Here is a 19485-nt window from a genome sequence, read left to right on the forward strand (position 1 = left end):
CGTAAGGGCGGAACCCTAAGCAGCCGTGACCGCAGAAACGGATATGCACACGATCAACAAAACACAGGCCGGCGCAGGCCACTGCGCTCAATCGTCCTCATGCAACTTGATACCGCGGGCGTGAAGCAGGTGCGGAACCACCAGCACCAGCAGCGTCAGCGCGAGGAACGCGGCCGATATCGGTTGCGTGACAAACACCAGCCAGTCTCCCTCGCTGATGGACAACGCATTACGCAGCTGCTTTTCAGCCATGGGCCCCAGCAGCATGCCGACGATCACGGGGGCGACGGGGAAATCGAAACGACGCATCAGCACCCCGCCCCAACCAATCGCCAACATCAGCAACAGATCGAAGGAAGAGTGACGCATGCCGTACACGCCGATGGTGGCAAACACCAGAATGCCGGCGTTCAAGTACGGGCGGGGAATCTGCAGGAGTTTGACCCACAGCCCCACCAGCGGGAGATTCAACACCAGCAAAATCACGTTGCCGACATACAGCGAGGCCACCAGGGTCCAGACCAGTTCCCCTGAAGTCTGGAAGAGCATTGGCCCCGGCTGCAGGTTGTAGTTCTGGAACGCGGCCAACAGAATCGCCGCAGTGGCGGACGTCGGAATACCGAGCGTCAGCAGCGGCACCAAAGACCCCGTCGCGCTCGCGTTGTTGGCGGCCTCGGGACCGGCAACCCCCTCGATCGCCCCCTCGCCCTTGCTGCCCGCAAACTCTTTCGGGTACTTGCTCAGTTTGCGTTCCGCCGAATAGGACAGGAACGTCGGAATTTCAGCGCCACCGGCTGGAATCGAGCCAAATGGAAAGCCGATCAATGTGCCCCGTAGCCAGGCGGGGACCGAGCGTTTCCAGTCAGCGCGCGTCATCCACAACGAGGTCAAGCGGTGCCGACCGGACGCTTCTTCTTTTTGATACAGCAGGCTGTACAAGGCCTCACCTACGGCAAACAAACCGACCGCGACGAGCACGACTTCGATGCCATCAACCAACTCCGGCACCGACAAGGTGTAGCGGGCAATGCCCGAGGTCGAGTCCAGGCCGATCAAGCCGATGGTCAGTCCAATCCCGAGCGAGGCAAAACCGCGCAGCATCGAAGCGCCGAGTACCGCAGATACCGTCGTGAAGGACAGCACCAGAATCGCGAAATACTCGGCAGGACCAAACTTGAGCGCCAGCGTGGCAACAATCGGGGCAAACAACGTCAGCAACACCGTCGCGATGGTGCCGGCAACAAATGAGCCTATCGCCGCCGTTGCCAGCGCCGGTCCTGCCCGGCCGTTACGCGCCATGAGATTGCCTTCCAGGGCCGTGACCATAGAGGATGATTCACCGGGCGTATTGAGCAGGATGGAAGTGGTCGAACCGCCAAACTGCGCGCCGTAATAGATACCGGCAAACATGATCAAGGCACCCGTGGGATCAACCTTGGCGGTGATCGGCAGCAGCAGTGCAACGGTCAACGCCGGTCCAATACCCGGCAAGACACCAATGGCGGTGCCGAGCAAACAGCCGATAAAACCCCACATCAAATTGATCGGTGTCAGTGCAGCGGAAAAACCAATGGCCAGGTTCGCGAGAGTTTCCACCTTGTTTACCTCCTTCGGCCCGGGTCAGATCCAGGCATTGACAAGGGGCGGCAGGGAAACCCCTAGCCCGGCGTTGAACAGCCAGTAAATCGGCAGGGTCAAGGCAATGCCGATAGCGAGGTCTTTCACTGGGCGACGACTGCCAAACCCTCGCGCCGAACAGGCAAACAGCAGCCCGGCGGCCAATACGAAGCCGATGAGGTTAATCAGCACGGCCACCCCCACCAGTCCCGCCGTCACCCAGGCTGCGCCGGCTTTGCCGCCGGGCAGCGCTTGGTCAGCTTCGTCGCGGTGGTCTGCCAACTCGCGAAAACCACCGGTGACGGCCTGATAACACAGCAACAGACCGACCACGCCCAGGAACACTGCAACGGCGTACGGATAGACGTGGGCCCCAAGGATGACGAAGCCCATCTCGGGCGGAAACCGGAATGCGCCCACCGCCAACATGGCGCTGATAGCAATCACTCCGACACCGATCGCCAGTTGTGCCGGCAAGATTGCGCGGGGCTGAGTCATTTCGAAACCAGCCCGACCTCGACCAGCATCGCACGCAGCCGCACATGCTCGTCGTCGACGAATTTGCCGAACTCATCGCCGGTCAGGACGTTGGGTGACCATTTGTTGGTGTCGATATTGTCTTTCCAGACTTTGCTGTTGGTCGCGGCCACGACAGCGTCGATCACTTCTTTGCGCTGCTCGGGCGTGAGGTTCGCGGCACCGTAAACACCCCGCCAATTGCCGATGGTCACGTCGTAGCCTTTCTCTTTGAGGGTCGGTGCATCGATGCCTTCAATGCGTTCCGGCGCGCCGATGGCGAGTACTCGGAACTGGCCGTTCCTGATGTATTGGCCAAGCTCGGCATAACCACCGGTGATCACCTTGATCTGTCCGCCCAATGCCTGGGCAACGACTTCCCCCCCACCCGCGAAGGCAACGTAATTCACCTTGTTGACCGGGACACCCATTTTCGCGGCCAATTCGGCAATGCCGATGTGATCGATCGACCCCTTGGAACCACCGCCCCAAGAGATACTGGTCGGCTTGTCTTTGAAGACGTTCAGCAAGTCCTCCAGGGTTTTGAATTCAGACTCCTTGCGAACGGCAATCACGTTGTATTCAGTAAACAGCCGGGCAATCGGCGTTACGTCCTTCAAGGTGATTTGCGGTTTGTTCTGTTCAATGGCAGTGACCATAATCGCGCCGACAACCAGCAGCGCATTCGGATCGCCCTTGGTGCTGTTGGCGAACTGCGCCAGCCCCAACGTCCCCCCTGCTCCGCCCTTGTTCTCGAAGGTCGTGGATTTGGCCGTGTTGGCCTCGATCAAGGCTTTGCCCAGGACCCTGGCGGTCTGGTCATAACCGCCACCCACAGAACCCGGGGCCATGAACTTGACAGTGTCCAGCGCCAAGGCCGGTGTCGCGAGCGCAGCAGCGGTAACGGCCGTTGCGATGCAGCGGCTGAATCGACGGAACAAAGCGGACATAAGTTGTCTCCCGAGACTTTTGTTTTTATGGGCACTCGTTGAACGTCGATCAGGAATAAACCCTGATCAATGAATATCCATCTCGGGATAAGCGTAGGCCATGGTTAGAGCGACGACATACAACGAAAAATCTCTTGGAGTCAGCCTAATGCCAATCAGTTAAGCCGCAATGCAATCTGTAGCAGCTGGCGAAGCCTGCGTTCGGCTGCGTAGCAGTCGTGAATCCGGCTAACGCGGTCCGCCTGACGCACCGCAGCTGCTGATTTTACGACTGCTGCGCAACCGAACGCAGGCTTCGCCAGCTGCTACAAGAAAGTGCGTCGCTGCTGAAATTGCTTAACTGACTGGTATTAAGCATCGGCACACCCTAGGGATCGTGCCGATGTTGTTATGTATTGGTTTTCAGCTTGGTCCACAGGCGAGTAGTCAACCGTGCGATGGCCGCGGGCAGTTCCTCGACGGTGAACAGCTTGTCCAGCACACGTGTCGGCGGGTAAATCGCCAGGTCCTGCTTCACCGCCGGAACAACATACTCATCCGCCGCAAGGTTAGGGTTGGCGTAGTGAATACTGTTGCTGATGTTGGCAATGACTTGAGGTGTCAGCAGGTAGTTCATGTAGGCGTAGCCATTCTTCTCGTGCGGCGCGCTCTTGGGCATGACCACCATGTCGAACCACAGGGTGGAACCTTCGTCAGGGATCGAATAGGCGATGTCGATGCCGTTGTTGGCTTCCTTGGCGCTGGCGGCCGCCTGCACGATGTCGCCATTGAAACCGATCACCGCGCAGACATTGCCGTTCGCCAGGTCACTGATGTACTTGGAGGCGTGGAAATACTGAACGTAAGGCCTGATTTTGAGCAGCGCCTGCTCGGCTTTCTTGTAGTCCCCCGGCTCGTGGCTATGCGGCGGCAGCCCCAGGTAATTGAGGGTGATCGGCAAGATCTGCGTAGGGTTATCGATAATCGCCACGCCGCACTGGCTCAGCTTCTTGATGTTGTTTTCATCAAAAAACAGATTCCACGAATGGGTGACATCGGTGTTGCCGAAGATCGCCTTGATCTTCTCGACGTTGTAGCCGATACCCGCCGTGCCCCACATGTACGGATAGCCGAATTGATTGCCCGGATCATTGACCTCGAGTTTTTTCATCAGCGCCGGATCAAGGTTTTTCCAGTTGGGCAGCTGGCTTTTATCGAGTTTCTGCACCGCCCCGGCTTTGATCAATCGGGACAGAAAATGGTTTGAAGGGCTCACCACGTCATAGCCGGTGTTGCCGGTCATCAGTTTGGATTCCAGCACTTCGTTGCTGTCGTGAATGTCGTACGTTGCCTTGATCCCCGTTTCCTTGGTGAACGTGGTCAAGGTGTCGTCAGCGATGTAGCCGTTCCAGTTTGAAATATTGACGACTTCGTCGGCGTAAGTGGCTGCCGACAACGTCGCCAGCACGACCATCAGGGAAATGTTATTGACGCGCATGTTCAATCACCGTGTGTTTGATGAGTTTTTATTCTTTGATCGCCGGGTGTTCTAGATTTCTGTTTTGGCCCTGACCGCCTCCACGCGCATTCGAAGCATGGCACCGATATCGAGCAAGGGGCGCGGCGGCAGCCAGCCCGGCTGGGCCCTGCGCATCACTGATTCGAGGATGGGCGAGCTGGAACCCGATGCCAGTTCGGCGAGCAAGCGTCCCCAAAGGGTGCCGCGTGCGACGCCCGAACCATTGCAGCCAGCCACCGCAAACACACCTTCGTCGACCTTGGCGAAATACGGTTGCCCGGTGCGTGAAGCGCTCAAGTGTCCGGTCCAGGTGTATTGAATGTCCTGCTCGTTCAAGAACGGGAAGCGTCGTTGCAAGCCGAGCACATGGTGTTTGCGACGGTGCAGCAGCTCACTGTTGGATAAATCCCGAGAACGGTATTCCGCCGTGTTGCGGATCATCACGCGTCGGTCCGGGGTCAGTCGCACCGTGGCGCCAAGTGGTCTTGTGGACAGCACGCCCCAAGGTTCAACCGCGCCGATGGACTTGAACTCGGCGTCGCTGAGCGGCCGTGTCAGGCTGGCACTGAGTTCCATCGGGAACGTCCCGCTGTCTTCTATTCCGGAGCGCGGGATGAACGCGTTCAGGCACACCAGAACTTGTCTGGCCTCGATGCTTCCATCGGTGCCATTGGCCCGAATACGCCCTTTGCCCAAGCGCTCCAGACCCGTGATATCGGTGTTCTCAAACAGGGTCACCGTGTCCGGCAGCGTATCCAGCAGGCCCTTCACGTATTTCGCCGGTTGCAGCAGTGCGTTGCCATTGCCGCACCAGATCGCGGCCTGGTAATGCGCGGTGCCCAGTTGTTTGCTCAGCGGTTCACCTTCCAGAAAATGCGCAGAGGCGCCAACAGCACGTAGCGTTGCCAATTTGGCGGCGACATCGGTCAACTTGCCGGGATCGTTGACGGCGAAGTAGTAGCCCGATTCTCTGAGTTCACATTCGATGCCCAGACGAGCAATGCGCCGGCGCACTTCGTCACTGGCGGCATGGGAAATCGAGGTATCGACTTCAAAACCGGCAAACCCCGGATTGCCGATCAGCTCATCCTTGGCCGGATGTTCGTGACCCACCACGAAACCCGAATTGCGCGCCGAGGCGCCCTGCGCGGCCCGTTGTCTGTCGACGATCACGATCCGCGCCTGAGGGTGCATTTCAGCGAGTGTGTGAGCGGCGCACAGCCCGGTGATACCGGCACCGACAATCAGCCAATCGGCTTTTTGCGTGCCTTTGAGAGCATCGCGAGCGGGAGAACTCCCCGCCTGCGCAATCCAGCCACATACGTTGGTCATGCATCACCTCATCTGCCTGTCGTTCCGCAAGCACCGCACATGACGTCATCGCATGAGTATTTCCGGCTGGCGCTGGCTAGAGCTAGAATCTATAAGGCCTGTAGTGATACAACCAACGTTATAAAATCATCGAGCCATTCAAAAAACGCATGGATAAAATTCACCACGTTCCTTCTCTCCAGGCCTTGCAGGCGCTGGTCGAGGTCGCAGGCTCGGGCAGCTTCACGCAAGCGGCGCAAAAGCTGTGCCTGACCCAAAGCGCAGTGAGCCGAAAAATCCAGCAGTTGGAGAGCCACTTCGACTTGCCGATGTTCGTGAGGAATAGCCGCAGTGTTCGACTGACACCGGAAGGCGAACAGGTGCTTGCGACCGCCCGAAATATCCTGGCTCAACTGAAAGCCCTTGAAGATCGGCTGACACCGCAAAAACGACCCTTCCGCATTCGCATGCATGTGTCGTTGGCGGTTCGATGGCTGTTGCCAAAGTTGAGCGAGTTTTATCGAAGTCATCCGCAGGTTTCGCTGTCGATCGAAACCGTGGCTACGGAAGTGGTGGAGCCGGCCATCGACAGCGACGCCTACATCCTCTATCTGCCCGAGCCGTCCCGCGATCCTGACTGCCTGACGTTGTTCGAGGAGGCGCTGGTGCCGGTGTGCGCCCCAGGCTTGGGCAGCACAACCCAGCCTTTGGAGTCGGTGGCCGATCTCGTGCGTTTCCCGCTGTTGCATCGCTCGGCGGACAAGCATGACTGGGTCCAGTGGTTGCACGCCAATGGCGGCCAGTCACTCGAGGACTACCGCCATATTCCCTTCAATCTCGACGAGTTGGCGCTCGATGCGGCGGCGCGAGGGCTGGGGGTCGCCATGACTGACCTGACACTGGCAGGCGAATCACTCGAACGAGGCGTGCTCGTCGTTCCGTTCGGCCACCCCTTGAAGACTCGCGGCATTTACGTCTTGAACCTGCAACCTTCGGCGGCCGCTCATCCAGCCTGTTCGCTGATCATGCAGTGGTTTGCCCAACAGGCCGAACAGCCCGCAGGCGACGTTTGACCGCCAGGGTTTAAACACTACGTTCCACCTCCCGCCCCTTGTGTCGCATTGGCAAAAGCAGCGTTCGCCTCTTGAACCAGCTTGCGCCATTCAACGCTGTTGATGAGTCCGGTGCGCTCCATCTCATCGGCAGCCCTGAGTAACTCGTCATATTGCTCTTCGGCATCCATCCGGATTTCAGGCGCTTTCAGGAGCTGATACCAGGCCGCCAGGGCTTCGCTCTTTTGATCATCACTCATACTCAAACTCCCAAAGACAGTTTTCATTTGGCAGTTTTCTCATGCGTGGCGTTCCTCGCTCCCGACATACGGCAAGCATAAAGACAGGCGCGCCGTGCATTACAACTTGTCATTGAGTTGTCTGCGTAGCCAGCCCCTCGCTTCATACAAAGAAATCACTGACCTGATCCTCGAAGCCGCCGGTCGCTAACCGTAACGTCGGCGCCGTTTCATTACAGAATTGTCATTCAACTGTGGGTCGGCTGAGCGGCAACCCATCGGCAGCCAACCCGCCTCTGAATAGAGGGAATCATCATGAAAATGTTACTCCTCGGTTTTGCTGCTCTCCTCGCCATCGGTTCGGCGCTTGCCGATACCCAGACCGCCGAACCTGTCATCCACGACAAGACCGGTTTCTTCGTCGACCTCGATATCGCCAAAGACCTGTCCAGCAATATCATCACGCAAGATTGCGGCATCGTCCCCGCGCAGCTGATTTACCTCGACCATCAGGGAAGCAAGCATGTGCTGGATTACCAGACCCTGGGCATGGATTGCCTTGGTGGTAATTGATCACACGCCTGTACTCACAGAGGATCGGGCTGCACTGGCGCCACTGGCTGACCTCTGTAGCCCGCCGCCGCGACATGTATGTTGCTGATACTGAACCAGGCCTGCGCACCCTGACCCGGCGCGGTCGCTTTTGACCGGATCAGACGGATCAAAAAGCGACTTCAACTGAAATGGCCAAAAAAGCCACCCCCCTTGAGCAGTTTTGGCATAGGCCAAAATCATCGCGGTGTCTAGACTCAACTCCTATAACAGTGCAAAAGCACACTTGAATCCAGGACTGCTCCAGGGAAATCCGCATGAACCCATCCGACATTTTTGTTATCAGCGCCGTCCGCTCGGCCATCGGCAGCTTTGGCGGTTCGCTCAAAGATGTGCCGCCCATTCAATTGGCCACCGACGTTTGCCGTGCCGCCATTGAACGTTCGGGGCTGGCACCTGAACACATCGGTCACGTGGTGATGGGGCATGTGATCCCGACAGAAGCACGTGACGCCTATATCTCTCGTGCCGTGGCGATGAATGCCGGCCTGCCGAAAGAGACGCCCGCCTTCAACGTCAACCGCCTCTGCGGTTCTGGTTTGCAGGCCATTGTCAGCGCAGCACAAAGTTTGATGTTGGGAGACGCAGGCGCTGCGCTGGCAGGTGGCGTCGAATCCATGAGCCGCGGTGCCTACCTGTTGCCGCAGGCGCGCTGGGGCGCACGCATGGGTGATATGCAAGCCACCGACTACGTGCTCGGCGCTCTGCAAGATCCGTTTGGCGGTTTCCACATGGGCATTACTGCGGAAAACGTCGCCGAGCGCTATGGCATCACTCGTCAGGCCCAGGATGAGTTGGCGCTGCTCAGCCAGCAACGAGCGGCCCGGGCGATTGCTGAAGGGCGGTTTACCGACCAGATCGTGCCAATCGAAGTGGCGTCCCGCAAAGGTACCGTGACGTTTGCGACGGACGAGCATGTCCGCGCCGAGGTTAATGCCGAGCAATTGGGCAAGATGAAACCGGCCTTCAAAAAAGACGGCAGCGTCACCGCTGGCAACGCGTCGGGCCTCAATGACGGTGCCGGTGCACTGATCCTGGCGACGGGTCAGATGGTACTCGATCAAGGTCTCAAACCGTTGGTCCGACTGGTCGGTTATGCCCATGCCGGTGTGGAGCCAGAGCTGATGGGGTTGGGACCGATTCCCGCTACCCGCCTGGTCCTCAAACGCGCCGGCCTGACCGTTGCCGACCTGGATGTCATCGAGTCCAACGAAGCATTCGCGGCCCAGGCGTGTGCCGTGGCACAGGAACTGGGCTTCGACCCGGAGAAGGTCAACCCGAACGGTTCGGGGATTTCTCTGGGCCACCCGGTGGGCGCGACCGGTGCGATTATCGCCACCAAGGCCATTCACGAACTGCACCGTGTTCAGGGTCGTTATGCCCTGGCAACCATGTGCATCGGCGGCGGCCAAGGCATTGCCGTGTTGTTCGAACGCGTCTGATCGACCCAAACGAAGACGGCGCCCATTGCGGGCGCCGTCTCGTTTTACCGCGATGGAATCTGTGCGCAATGCACTCCGATTTCAGCTCGGTGTAAGCCTCGATCACTGCGCGACCACACTCGCGCCCCATCCCCGATTACTGACCAGGCACGACCTTGCTGCAGACACCGCGGACGGCCCGGCTGCAGGCCGGTCGGTATCTCGATGGGCTTCATTTTTTCAGGCCCGGAGGTTCTACTAGACTACGCAGAACTACGGCAGATTCAGTGAATGATTTCACAGTACTGCTAAAGTGATAGCACGCGTCGCCACATGCTCCCAAAGCCTGTAATTTTCAAAGGTGGGTGGCTGATTACGGTGATGCCAACGCTCTCAAGCGAGGGCAGCATGAACTGAATCGCGTCATCATCGAGCGCGAGGGGCAGCAGACATGAGGTCTAAATATGATATTTGAGCCCAACAGTACCCGTTCCGTTCTCCAGCGAAGAAGCAGTACCAGTATCGTTATTCAGGCTGGTCTCGATTGTGTTGCAGTGACCGGTGTAGCGTGGTTTTTGATCAATTATCATATCGGCTTCATAACACAGTCCTATGTCATCCTGCTCCTGCTGCTGCTGGGGGCGTTGGCCGTAGTGTACGACCACTATGCTATTTACCGCAGCAACGTTGGTTTTACCGTCAAAGCCTTCAAGCTTTTGAAAGCGTGGACTGCCACGTTTGGCTTTCTCGTAGCCATGGCCTTTCTTACCAAGCAAAGCGAACAGTACTCGCGCTTATTGGTCGGGCAGTTATTTGTTGTTGGGTATTTTGCTCAGTTGCTGTTGCACCTCGCGACACGCGAGATGCAGAAGAAGTTTTTGGCCCACCCGACTCAATTGGAAAACTCGCTCATCATTGGCTCGGGCGAACTGGCCAGCTATCTTCACAATAAAATCAGCAATAATCCCTGGCTCGGTGAGCGCATCGTCGGCTGTGTGTTGATTGGCGCGGACGATGATCGGGGAAAGGAAAGTCTGGAAGGCGCGCAACGTCTGTCGATACTGGGCGATATCTCCGACCTTGATGAGTTAGTTGTTAAACATGCCATTCGTACCGTCTATTTCGTGACCCCTCTGGGTGGCTCAGAGGTCATCCAGGATGTTTATTTAAGGCTGTTCGATAAACACATCTCTGTTAACTGGGTGCCTGACATTTTCTCGTTGCGCCTGATCAACCACAGTGTTCGCGAAATTGCCGGCATTCCCGTGCTGACCTTGTCTGAAACGCCGCTGATGGGCATGCGTCTGTTTCTGAAGAACCTTGAGGACAAAGTCCTGGCCTTTCTCATTCTGGTTCTTGCAGCGCCAGTCCTGGCAGTCGTCGCCATTGCTATCAAACTCGATAGCCCCGGCCCCATATTCTTTCGTCAGCAGCGCATGGGGTGGAGTGGAGAAGCTTTTCGGATCTGGAAGTTCAGAAGCATGGTCGTCCATCAGCCTGAAGACGGCATCGTCAAGCAGGCGCAAAAGAATGACCCGCGCATGACCAGGGTTGGCGCCTTTATTCGACGGACCAGCCTCGATGAGCTACCGCAGTTGTTCAACGTTTTGATGGGGGAAATGTCTCTGGTGGGGCCTCGCCCGCACGCTATTCAACACGATGTGCAGTACTCGCCCGATGTCTCTGGCTACTTTGCGCGTCACAACATTAAGCCGGGCATCACAGGCCTGGCTCAGGTACGTGGCTATCGTGGTGAAACGAGGGATATAGAGCAGATGATCCGACGCGTTGACTCGGACATCGAGTACATCAACAACTGGTCGCTATGGCTCGATTTCATCATCCTTGTACGGACGGTGTTTGCCTTCTCCGGCAAGCATGCCTACTAAGCTGGCATTACCCAGAATACCGGGGTGGCTTCCTGCCCCGGCATGAATTCAGGTATCCAGAAACCTCAAGAAGCTGTTATGCCGGAAATAGATCCAGCGTACGCTCAACCTCATCGGGATCGATCCTAAAGCCATTGCCCTCTTGCGTACCGACCACAAAGCCAAAGTTTTGGTGATCACGATCCGTTAGATATTTGAAAAAACAGAGGAAGCGATTAGGGGGCTGCAAAACCAGCAGCGAACCACCCGGCTGAAGTACATTAACGCCGTGTATTAGATGACTCCCTTCAATCCCTACCACTGTTCTTGCACCGGCACAGGCCGCCACGATAGTCGGAACGTCGGATTTTGCAGGATCGATAATTCGAAACCCCCTGCGGTCACGCAGACGCTCGGCAAGTTCCAATTCATTGCGTAACAATCGCAATTCTCCCGTGCCACCTCGCAGAACGAACACGCCTGGGTGATCGCAAACTTTTACGTGCGAGAGTAACTTTTCACCCATCGCCCGAAAACGCAGGTGCTTATGTCGATTTTGACTGAGGTCGTCAAAGATAACGAGTTCACGAAAAAATGCATCGCGTAAACGAACCGGCGTCATACCAAGCCAGTCCTCATAGCCGGGGGCGTGAAGTATGCAGGTCGTACCGGTGGACACACGGTTGGCAGGCACTGCCGTGGTCACCGGAACGCCTTCCTCGCAAGCTATTGGATAAGTAATACAATCATCCATTAACCACGAGCCAAACCATTTATTCCCTCCTGCCGTACAGAACATCGCACCGCGATCAATTTCGTTTTCTACGCGAATCTTTGGTAACCATCCAGATCTAGGCGTCAACGAAGACTTGGCATTACCTTTGTAAAGAGTGCCATCAATTAACCAGACATCTTTAAGCAGGTAGCCTCGTGTTGGCCCATGTTCAACACTGCCCACTCCCTCCATTGTGCGACGGGGATGCTCGTAAGGATAAAAAAGCTCCCCTGCCCATCCCGTCACACGTTCGAGTTGATTGGGAAGGAAAAAAGCGGCCGGAGCAACTGAGATTTCGCCTGGAGCAATTTCCCACGATTTCACGGCCAGGCTTTGCAGCGTTAACGACGGCTTCCGTATAAGTCGCGTTTTAAGAATGTGTTTATACGCAGCAAGGCTCCACGTTGATTGGCCGCCACTCGTCAATTCGTTAAATTTCGACATATGCACCTCATCGTAATGTGGTTATACCGAAACAGCGGTTATGGCCAAACCCGTAAACCGTATTTCTTTAAAGTAACCTATTCAGGTGCATACAATAGTTTCCAGAATAGGCTGTGATGCCAGATGAGCGTAGCGGCCGCGCAAGGTGTCGAGAAGCGCCTCTTCCGGCTTTCTAGAACAATGAAGGTATATTTTGAACAATCCACCAAAACCCATTTCACGATATCGACCCGCGACTTCCTCATCACTGGGTCCGTGCGGCAACCCAAGATGAAGTGTCAGCTTTCTGCCTTCGACAGCAAATAGAGGCGTCTCCCAGAGAAATTGCGCCGCGCCCACTTTAGGCAGTCGAACAAATAAATAGCCGTAGTTACCCAGCGTATCGACATCACCACCACGCCGTCTTTTCCATTCGAGAAGTCCATCGTCCGGGCGTGCCAGGCACGTTCCGATATCATAATAGTCAAAACCATTCTCTATCGCCCATTCAAGCGCCATGAACGTGGTAATCGAGTTAATTTCACGTAATTTCTTCGCATCTGAAAATACAACATCGGGGTAGCCGAAACGGACGGTGCTCCAGTAGCGTTTTCCTGCCCGAGTAATCACGCACCCAAGATGGCATGCAACAATTTCATCCTCCAGCAGTACCAGATCGAGCCGCCCGGCGCTTTTTGCTACCCGTTGAACTTCACGGGATTCAATTTGAGAGGCCGCTGCTCCATGCCTTGCGCTGGCATAGGGCTTCAGCATTTCCCGATCTGCGATTTCAATTTCGTCATCGTTCAAGGCCTGTTTCATACGATAACGCAACCGGTTCTTGCGCAGATTTCGACGCAACTCGGTATTGTACCTGGCCGTAATATCCTCAATTGACCGGCTCAGCGGAACGACAGCACTTAAATATTGAGGCACATATAATGCACCCAAGGTCGGCATTTCACTGACCCACACTGTCAGCTCTGAATTATCCAACTTCAGCTGGCTATTAACCGTTTTAGATTCAGCGCCCAGTAGAACCTTTACAAATTCCCGCTGTGTTTTCCTGCCGACATAGAGAATGTCATAGGTGCTGTCTTCGCGCAATTTGAACCTGGCAATTTCCCAACGCCAAAAACATGCCCTTCCCCCTATATCGTGCAGCCAGGCGAGCGCTTTCCTCAGCTCAAATCGCATTGAAGGGGAGATCAACTTACGTATTAATTCGGCTATGTATTTTTTCATTTGGTTATTAGCACACTTCAAGGAATGGCCATTTGAGTTTACAAATCAATAACCTAACTACTCGAAATGAGCGCTCGACAGCGGAGCACTTTTTCAAAATATGCGGCATATGACAACATTTTGTTGACGCCAATCTTAATGATGAAAACGACCCCAAACATGCCCGTCAAGTCGATAATTCCAACCTGAGTAAAGGTGCTACGTTGGGGTTTTGCAAGATATTTCAGCCGTGTTTTTTATGGCGCCGGCCAAGCGTCAAATTCTTGTAACGTCAGGAATCCCTGTAGATCAACGTGCGTAACAAGAACATCGGATTACCCACCACATAGCGACTGAATAATCGCTTTGGCTCACCTATTAGCCTGAACAGCCACTCACAACCAAGACGACGCACCCATTGCGGAGCACGAGTCACCTTGCCGCCGAGAAAATCCAGAATCGCCCCTCCGCACACAACCAGACAGGGCACGCCGCTGACGGCTAACCTGGCAGCAACGGCTTCTTGCTTGGGCATGCCCATACCCAGCACAACCAGTTCCGGCTGAAAATGCCGGGCAAGGTTGATGTACGTATCCACCGGCGCGAAACCATGGTGGGCCGAGACTACATTGACCGCAAATACAGACTCGCTACGCTGCACCGCGTTGGCTAGAAAGGGCTCTTCAGTCCCCCAGAACGCCACGCGCCGGCCCTTGAACGCGGCCAGCAATTTGGGAATGAAATCGGTGCCATTCATATTTAGCCCCGGCTCCAGGCCGAGGCGACGAAACAGGATGGCCATGCCGGAGCCATCCCGTAATAACACGTCAGCAGCCGACAGCGCGTTATAGTAATCGGTGTTGCCCGCCACGAGATTCATCGCATGGGCATTGACGAAGCCAAGCACCTTCGGCGACTCAGTCCTGGATAAAGCATCAATCAATTCTTGTTCATCACCCACATCACTGACCACCCTGAGATCCTGGATAATCGTTTGCCAGCTGCGCAGCCAGGCTGAAGCGCGCATCAGGTGTCATCTCGCTTCGAACGCACCCATTCAACCTGGCGCTTAAGCAAAAATCCGAGGTACAGAGGGATTTTCTTCACCGCGTAGAACGGCGCATACAACAAGGCTGAAAAAGAAATAATCCCGCGACCAAACTGGCTCCATGCCAGCAAGACAGTCACACCCAATATTGCCACCCCGCAAGAAGCTATCAATGCTGGGGCCAAAGCTCCCGACAGCATGAATACCAACCATGACAGACCAAATGCCGCCACCAAGGCCAACGTCAACAAGGCCAGCGGAGGGACCAGCAAATCCAGTGTCATCGCCAGCAGACTCCAGTGACGCTGGCCAATCGACTCCACCAGCAACTTTGGCGTATCCCCAAGGATTACCCCCAGATGACCATGTTCCCAGCGCGTACGCTGGGTAGTTAAGCCTTCATCGCTGCGCGGAAAATAACTGGTTACCAGAGCATCGGGGCAGAACAAGGGCGGCTTGCCGCTTCGGCATAAATCCAGGCCCATCTTCAAATCTTCAACGATGTGGCCACTGGCCAAATTGATCAACGCCATATCCCGCCAGACGAAAGCCATTCCCGTGCCCATTAACTGACAGGGCAAACCAAGCCGGGTCCAACCCTGCGGCCGTACCCGGTTTTTCACACACCAGGCAAACTCGGCAAGCCGCACTTTTAGCCCGGAACCTGCAGGAGCACGCATTAAATTAAGTGCTTGCGCTGGTCGCCCTGAGTCGATGCAACAGATTGCCAAACGCTCTATAGAACCCTCGGCTACCTGGCAATCCGCATCGACAACAATCATGACGTCCGGCGCATCGCTCGCCAAATGACGCACCCCACAGTCCAGCGCATAACCCTTGCCACGCAGCTGATCATTGCTGCGCTCCACCACCTCGGCGCCCGCCATGCGGGCCTGCGCGGCCGTGTCGTCAGAACAGTTATCCGCCACCACCAATAGGCGATCACCCAAAAGCAACTGCGGCCGAATGCTTTTTAACGTCGCGACGATGATCGAGGATTCATTGTGTGCCGGTATCAACACCGCCACCCGCGGCCGCGGTCCTTGCGCCGACGAGCGCGACCGTGCAGGCAGGCAGGCCATCAGCACCTGCACAAACAGCACCAACACCGGCAGGAGGATGAGTATCAGCAGTGAGCAGAACAGCCAACCAAGTAATGTGATCATGCTTGCGCCCTAAACAAATTAGCCAACTTGGCTGCTTCGATATCGATATCGTGTCGCTCCAGCACTCTCTGATACGCCGCCTCGCCCATCCGCTGCAACACCTCGACAGGTTGCGCGAGGCAGTCCGCCAGCGCCGCCGCCAACTCATCCACAGCTCCAGCGGGAAATAACCAACCGTTCTCACCCTGTCGCACCAACTCGGGAATGCCCGCCACATAGCTCGTCAGTACGGGTCGGCGTAGCGCCATGGCTTCCATGATGACCACCGGCAACCCCTCGGCGAAGCTCGGCAACACCAAGGCCCGCGCCGCAAGAATCTCCGCCCGCACCTGATCGCTGCTGATCCAGCCGGTAATTCGCACCCGCGCCTGCAAGCCATGCCGTGCAATCAGGGTTTCGATTTCCGCGCGCATTTCTCCATCGCCAGCCAGTACTATTTCGAACTCCACGTCTTGAGCTGCCAGGATGCGGGCGGCTTCAAGCAGCAAAAGCTGACCCTTCTGCTCACACAAGCGACCTACGCAAACCAACCGCGGCGTGGATGGCACGGCAACGGCCGGCACATCGTGAAACGCCCGCTCCAGCCCACAATGCACCACCTTGACCCTTGGCCAGTGGGCATGAGCCACCCAGCGAAACAGCTGGCTGCGCCCATAAGAACTGATAGCAGCGACAAAGGCCGCGCGCCGAACTTTCTCGCCCAAATGAATAAACTGAGGTTTATCGAACTCTTCCGGCCCGTGCACGGTAAAACTGTACGCCGGCCCACCGAGTACATTGGCCAGCATCACCACCTCGGTTGAGTTGGTGCCGAAATGCGCATGCACATGCTCGGCACCGAACGCCTGCAACCACATCAGCACGCGACACGCTTCGGACAAATAAACCAAATGATAGGGCCAGGGGCGATCGGCACGCCGGCCCATGCGTAGCGCCAGCCACAGCGCCGAAAAAAAGCGTCGCGGCTGGGCACGCAACACCTGAAGCACAGGCACTAAAAGCTCTTTGACTCCACCCTGCAGCACATACTGGGTTTTATCGCGTTCGGACACGTCCTCGGCATCCACCAATTCGGCATCCCAGCCACGCAGAGCAATGCGCTGCACCACAAACCCCTGACGTTCCAACGCCAAAATTTCGCGACGAATGAAGCTATGGCTGACTTTGGGGTATTGATTGATGAAATAAGCGATGCGCATAGGAACCAGACTTAGTTGTCGTTGCGGTGGATTATTACTGCAAGTAATCCCACAGTAGTACAGGTATCAGGAACGTCAACTAGCCACACGACTGCTGCTATAACTACCTATCAACACGTCGTCTATCTTTTTAAAGGTGTCGTCCAGCAACTCATAGCGCCTGCGATACATGGCACGTTTTTTTGAAGCAATACTGTCGAGCGGCTTCCTGGACAGAATCATGGGAATCTCAAAAAAATCTTCGCGCTCTGATGGAGTCGCTCCATGCTCTAACCAGATCACATCATAATTGGCCGCCAGCTCTAGCGCTTTGTGAGCACCAAAATACGGATGACGATGGTGGCGATACCCATCCCCTACCGCATAAATTTTTTCAATACCGATATTGATGGCAATGTATTTAATAACTTCGATCAGAAAGCTTCTTGGCCGAAGACCTTCAAAGTCTTTTGTCAGGTCCCTGTAGATACTCAACGACAGCTCACTCTCGACGCCTTTATGTATCCCTTGAACGGCGCCGATAAAAATACATAACTCAGTGTCCGTGCGACACAAGGTGAAGGCTATTGACGCAATGCGCAGGTCACCCTGAAACAAGTTCAGCACCAGCTCCCCTTCGCGCATAAACCAGAAGGGCCGATCCAGCACCAGGGAACAGCCAGCCGCAAACTCCGATAAATCACTCAGCCGCAAACTGTCACTTCGCCCCAACAGCAATAGCTGCGGACAGCTTTTGGTCACCACTTCGTAATGCGAGGCTAAAACACTAAGTTTATTCGTGGGACTCCAGCTTTTACTGATGTATGGCCAATGAACAACGCCTACACAATCCCCGCCTAATTTCTCAACACCGGACTTACCCAGGGCGTTCGACATACGCCCGCAAAACAACTTCAGCTCGGACCAGTTTTTTGCAACCAGCACCATCATTTTAAATTTATTATTCAATGCCCTTAAAGAATACCCGGCATGTAAAAAAAACACGCTCTTCAATATCACCCAATTATTCATATCAGTCTCACTTGTATTCGATCAACGCCGTCTTGCCGGCGCCGAATCTGTTCAGTAGAAACTTGACTTGCCCGAGCATCTCGGGAAATTTCCCCAGCACGAGAAAGAAAGCCCGCAGCCAGTTTTCGCGCGTGGATCTATCGCCCCCGCGGGCGAGGCGCACGACCTGCAATGGATAGACCAGCAGCACGAGCAGCCCAAACCATCCAAACACCCAACTCGCGATAACAGTCGCCAGCGGGATACCCAATCCCCAGAACCAGGCACGGCGCGACTCACGCAACCAATGTTGCTCCGGTGCGGCCCCATGCAAAAATGCACCCTCGGCAAAGGCATAACCACCGCGCAGGGTACGCCGCCACCATTGGCCGAACCGAGTCATGGTTGCATCGTGCAAGGTCATTTCCTCCCCCAGACGCCAGACCTTCCAACCATTCCCACGCAGACGCACACACAATTCAGGCTCTTCCCCGGCAATAAGGCCCGGTCGAAACCCGGACGCTTCGGCGAAGGCGTCAGCCCGCATCAACGCATCGCCACCACATGCCCTGGCCTCACCTACCGGCGTATCCCATTCGAAATCACACAATAAGTTGTAAACCGAGTGCTGCGGAAAACGTTCACGGCGCCGTCCACAGACCACCGCGACGTCAGGATGTGTATCAAGAAAGGCCTGCGCCCGGGGCAGCCAACCGCCGACGACCTCACAATCACCGTCGACGAACTGCACATAACGCATCGCCGGCAATATGCGTTGCAGGCAGGCAAATCCTTCATTGCGCGCGCGCGCAGCCGTAAAGGGAATCGTCATGTCCAACTCGACCACCTCGACCCCAAGCCTCAGTGCCACCTGCACTGAACCGTCCGTTGATCCAGAGTCGACATAAACGACCTGCTCCGCCGAACCGACGAGGGAAGTCAGACAACGCTCAAGCCGCAGGCCTTCGTTGCGACCGATAACAACGACACCCATACCCATAGCCATGGCGTTCTCTCAGCGACGCAATTGAAGTAATCCATCGGGTGGTTCATGAGAACGCCCTCGACTCTGCGTACTTCCTTTTCTTGATAGTCGCAGGCACACCCACTGCCACCGAGTCGTCCGGTACATCGGTCAGCACCACAGCATTGGCACCAATCACGACATTGTTACCAATGCGGATATTGCCCAGCACCTTGGCCCCTGCACCGATATCAACATTGTTACCCATCACCGGAGCAATCGGCTCACTCACATTCTTGAGGCCCACGACGACGCCATTGCGAATACGGCAATCATCGCCGAACTGCGCATAGCCACTGATCACGATGCCGCCGAAATGATCGATGACGAAGTTGCGCCCGACCACAACCTCACACGGCAACTCGATACCCGTGACGATCTGCACCAGTTTGAAGAGTACTTTGTATATAAAGGAGAACAACTTGCGTAACAGTGCCGGTCGCACACCGTATCGCCAGCGCCCAAAGCGATAAACCACCATCACCCAAAACCCCTGAGCCCCCCAATCTCCGCCGTATGCACGCAAGTCCGCACGTATGTTTTCGAACATAA

General features: G+C 55.8%; 18 protein-coding genes. 4 read left to right on the forward strand and 14 right to left on the reverse strand.

Translation table 11 applies throughout. The annotated features are described in order from the left end of the window. Nucleotides 1-87 precede the first annotated feature (87 nt). The 5 genes from VD17_RS29365 to VD17_RS29385 all read right to left on the reverse strand — a co-directional run bounded on the left by VD17_RS29365 (nucleotide 88) and on the right by VD17_RS29385 (nucleotide 5913). Entirely contained in the window at nucleotides 88-1596 is a 1509-nt protein-coding gene (locus VD17_RS29365; protein ID WP_046056894.1) for a tripartite tricarboxylate transporter permease, read from the reverse strand. Between the two features lie 24 nt (nucleotides 1597-1620). After that, nucleotides 1621-2115 (reverse strand): tripartite tricarboxylate transporter TctB family protein, encoded by a 495-nt coding sequence (locus VD17_RS29370; protein ID WP_046056895.1) that lies wholly within the window; start codon nucleotides 2113-2115, stop codon nucleotides 1621-1623. Further along, the gene (locus VD17_RS29375; RefSeq protein ID WP_046056896.1) at nucleotides 2112-3083 is read right to left on the reverse strand and encodes a tripartite tricarboxylate transporter substrate binding protein; all 972 of its coding nucleotides are present in this window, start codon (nucleotides 3081-3083) and stop codon (nucleotides 2112-2114) included. Before VD17_RS29375 ends, VD17_RS29370 begins: the two co-directional genes overlap by 4 nt. A gap of 388 nt (nucleotides 3084-3471) precedes the next feature. After that, on the reverse strand, nucleotides 3472-4560 hold the full coding sequence (locus VD17_RS29380; RefSeq protein WP_046056897.1) for a polyamine ABC transporter substrate-binding protein: 1089 nt from the start codon (nucleotides 4558-4560) through the stop codon (nucleotides 3472-3474). Nucleotides 4561-4611: 51 nt separating this feature from the next. Beyond that, on the reverse strand, nucleotides 4612-5913 hold the full coding sequence (locus VD17_RS29385; RefSeq protein WP_046056898.1) for an NAD(P)/FAD-dependent oxidoreductase: 1302 nt from the start codon (nucleotides 5911-5913) through the stop codon (nucleotides 4612-4614). A 149-nt stretch (nucleotides 5914-6062) separates the two neighbouring features. On the opposite strand from VD17_RS29385, the gene VD17_RS29390 reads away from it, so the two are divergent. Then, nucleotides 6063-6965: a LysR substrate-binding domain-containing protein gene (locus VD17_RS29390; protein WP_046056899.1), complete on the forward strand. Its 903-nt coding sequence runs from the start codon at nucleotides 6063-6065 to the stop codon at nucleotides 6963-6965. A gap of 17 nt (nucleotides 6966-6982) precedes the next feature. On the opposite strand, the gene VD17_RS29395 is transcribed toward VD17_RS29390, so the two are convergent. Then, nucleotides 6983-7204: a hypothetical protein gene (locus VD17_RS29395; RefSeq protein WP_046056922.1), complete on the reverse strand. Its 222-nt coding sequence runs from the start codon at nucleotides 7202-7204 to the stop codon at nucleotides 6983-6985. A gap of 294 nt (nucleotides 7205-7498) precedes the next feature. Here VD17_RS29395 and VD17_RS29400 point away from each other — a divergent pair, with 294 nt between their 5' ends. From VD17_RS29400 to VD17_RS29410, 3 genes are all read left to right on the forward strand, one after another. Continuing rightward, nucleotides 7499-7756, forward strand: coding sequence for a DUF2790 domain-containing protein (locus VD17_RS29400; RefSeq protein WP_046056900.1), 258 nt, complete (start codon nucleotides 7499-7501; stop codon nucleotides 7754-7756). A 296-nt stretch (nucleotides 7757-8052) separates the two neighbouring features. Then, nucleotides 8053-9237, forward strand: coding sequence for an acetyl-CoA C-acyltransferase family protein (locus VD17_RS29405; RefSeq protein WP_046056901.1), 1185 nt, complete (start codon nucleotides 8053-8055; stop codon nucleotides 9235-9237). A 443-nt stretch (nucleotides 9238-9680) separates the two neighbouring features. Next, the gene (locus tag VD17_RS29410) at nucleotides 9681-11105 is read left to right on the forward strand and encodes an undecaprenyl-phosphate glucose phosphotransferase (protein ID WP_046056902.1); all 1425 of its coding nucleotides are present in this window, start codon (nucleotides 9681-9683) and stop codon (nucleotides 11103-11105) included. Between the two features lie 76 nt (nucleotides 11106-11181). On the opposite strand, the gene VD17_RS29415 is transcribed toward VD17_RS29410, so the two are convergent. From VD17_RS29415 to VD17_RS29450, 8 genes are all read right to left on the reverse strand, one after another. Beyond that, complete coding sequence (locus VD17_RS29415) at nucleotides 11182-12303, reverse strand: glycosyltransferase 61 family protein (RefSeq protein WP_046056903.1); 1122 nt, start codon at nucleotides 12301-12303, stop codon at nucleotides 11182-11184. 81 nt (nucleotides 12304-12384) lie between these two features. Continuing rightward, nucleotides 12385-13527: a hypothetical protein gene (locus VD17_RS29420; RefSeq protein ID WP_046056904.1), complete on the reverse strand. Its 1143-nt coding sequence runs from the start codon at nucleotides 13525-13527 to the stop codon at nucleotides 12385-12387. A 271-nt stretch (nucleotides 13528-13798) separates the two neighbouring features. Beyond that, nucleotides 13799-14533 carry a WecB/TagA/CpsF family glycosyltransferase gene (locus tag VD17_RS29425; protein ID WP_046056905.1) on the reverse strand — a complete coding sequence of 245 codons (735 nt, stop codon included), beginning with the start codon at nucleotides 14531-14533 and terminating at the stop codon, nucleotides 13799-13801. Beyond that, entirely contained in the window at nucleotides 14533-15720 is a 1188-nt protein-coding gene (locus VD17_RS29430) for a glycosyltransferase family 2 protein (protein WP_046056906.1), read from the reverse strand. Before VD17_RS29430 ends, VD17_RS29425 begins: the two co-directional genes overlap by 1 nt. Then, a complete protein-coding gene (locus VD17_RS29435; RefSeq protein WP_046056907.1) occupies nucleotides 15717-16919 on the reverse strand; it encodes a glycosyltransferase in 1203 nt (400 codons plus the stop codon). Before VD17_RS29435 ends, VD17_RS29430 begins: the two co-directional genes overlap by 4 nt. 75 nt (nucleotides 16920-16994) lie before the next feature. Next, nucleotides 16995-17930 (reverse strand): DUF535 family protein, encoded by a 936-nt coding sequence (locus VD17_RS29440; RefSeq protein ID WP_046056908.1) that lies wholly within the window; start codon nucleotides 17928-17930, stop codon nucleotides 16995-16997. Nucleotides 17931-17937: 7 nt separating this feature from the next. After that, on the reverse strand, nucleotides 17938-18915 hold the full coding sequence (locus VD17_RS29445) for a glycosyltransferase (RefSeq protein ID WP_046056909.1): 978 nt from the start codon (nucleotides 18913-18915) through the stop codon (nucleotides 17938-17940). 43 nt (nucleotides 18916-18958) lie between these two features. Further along, a complete protein-coding gene (locus VD17_RS29450) occupies nucleotides 18959-19483 on the reverse strand; it encodes a serine O-acetyltransferase (protein WP_046056910.1) in 525 nt (174 codons plus the stop codon). Nucleotides 19484-19485: the final 2 nt, after the last annotated feature.

It is taken from the genome of Pseudomonas fluorescens, assembly GCF_000968015.1.
Taxonomy (GTDB): domain Bacteria; phylum Pseudomonadota; class Gammaproteobacteria; order Pseudomonadales; family Pseudomonadaceae; genus Aquipseudomonas; species Aquipseudomonas fluorescens_W.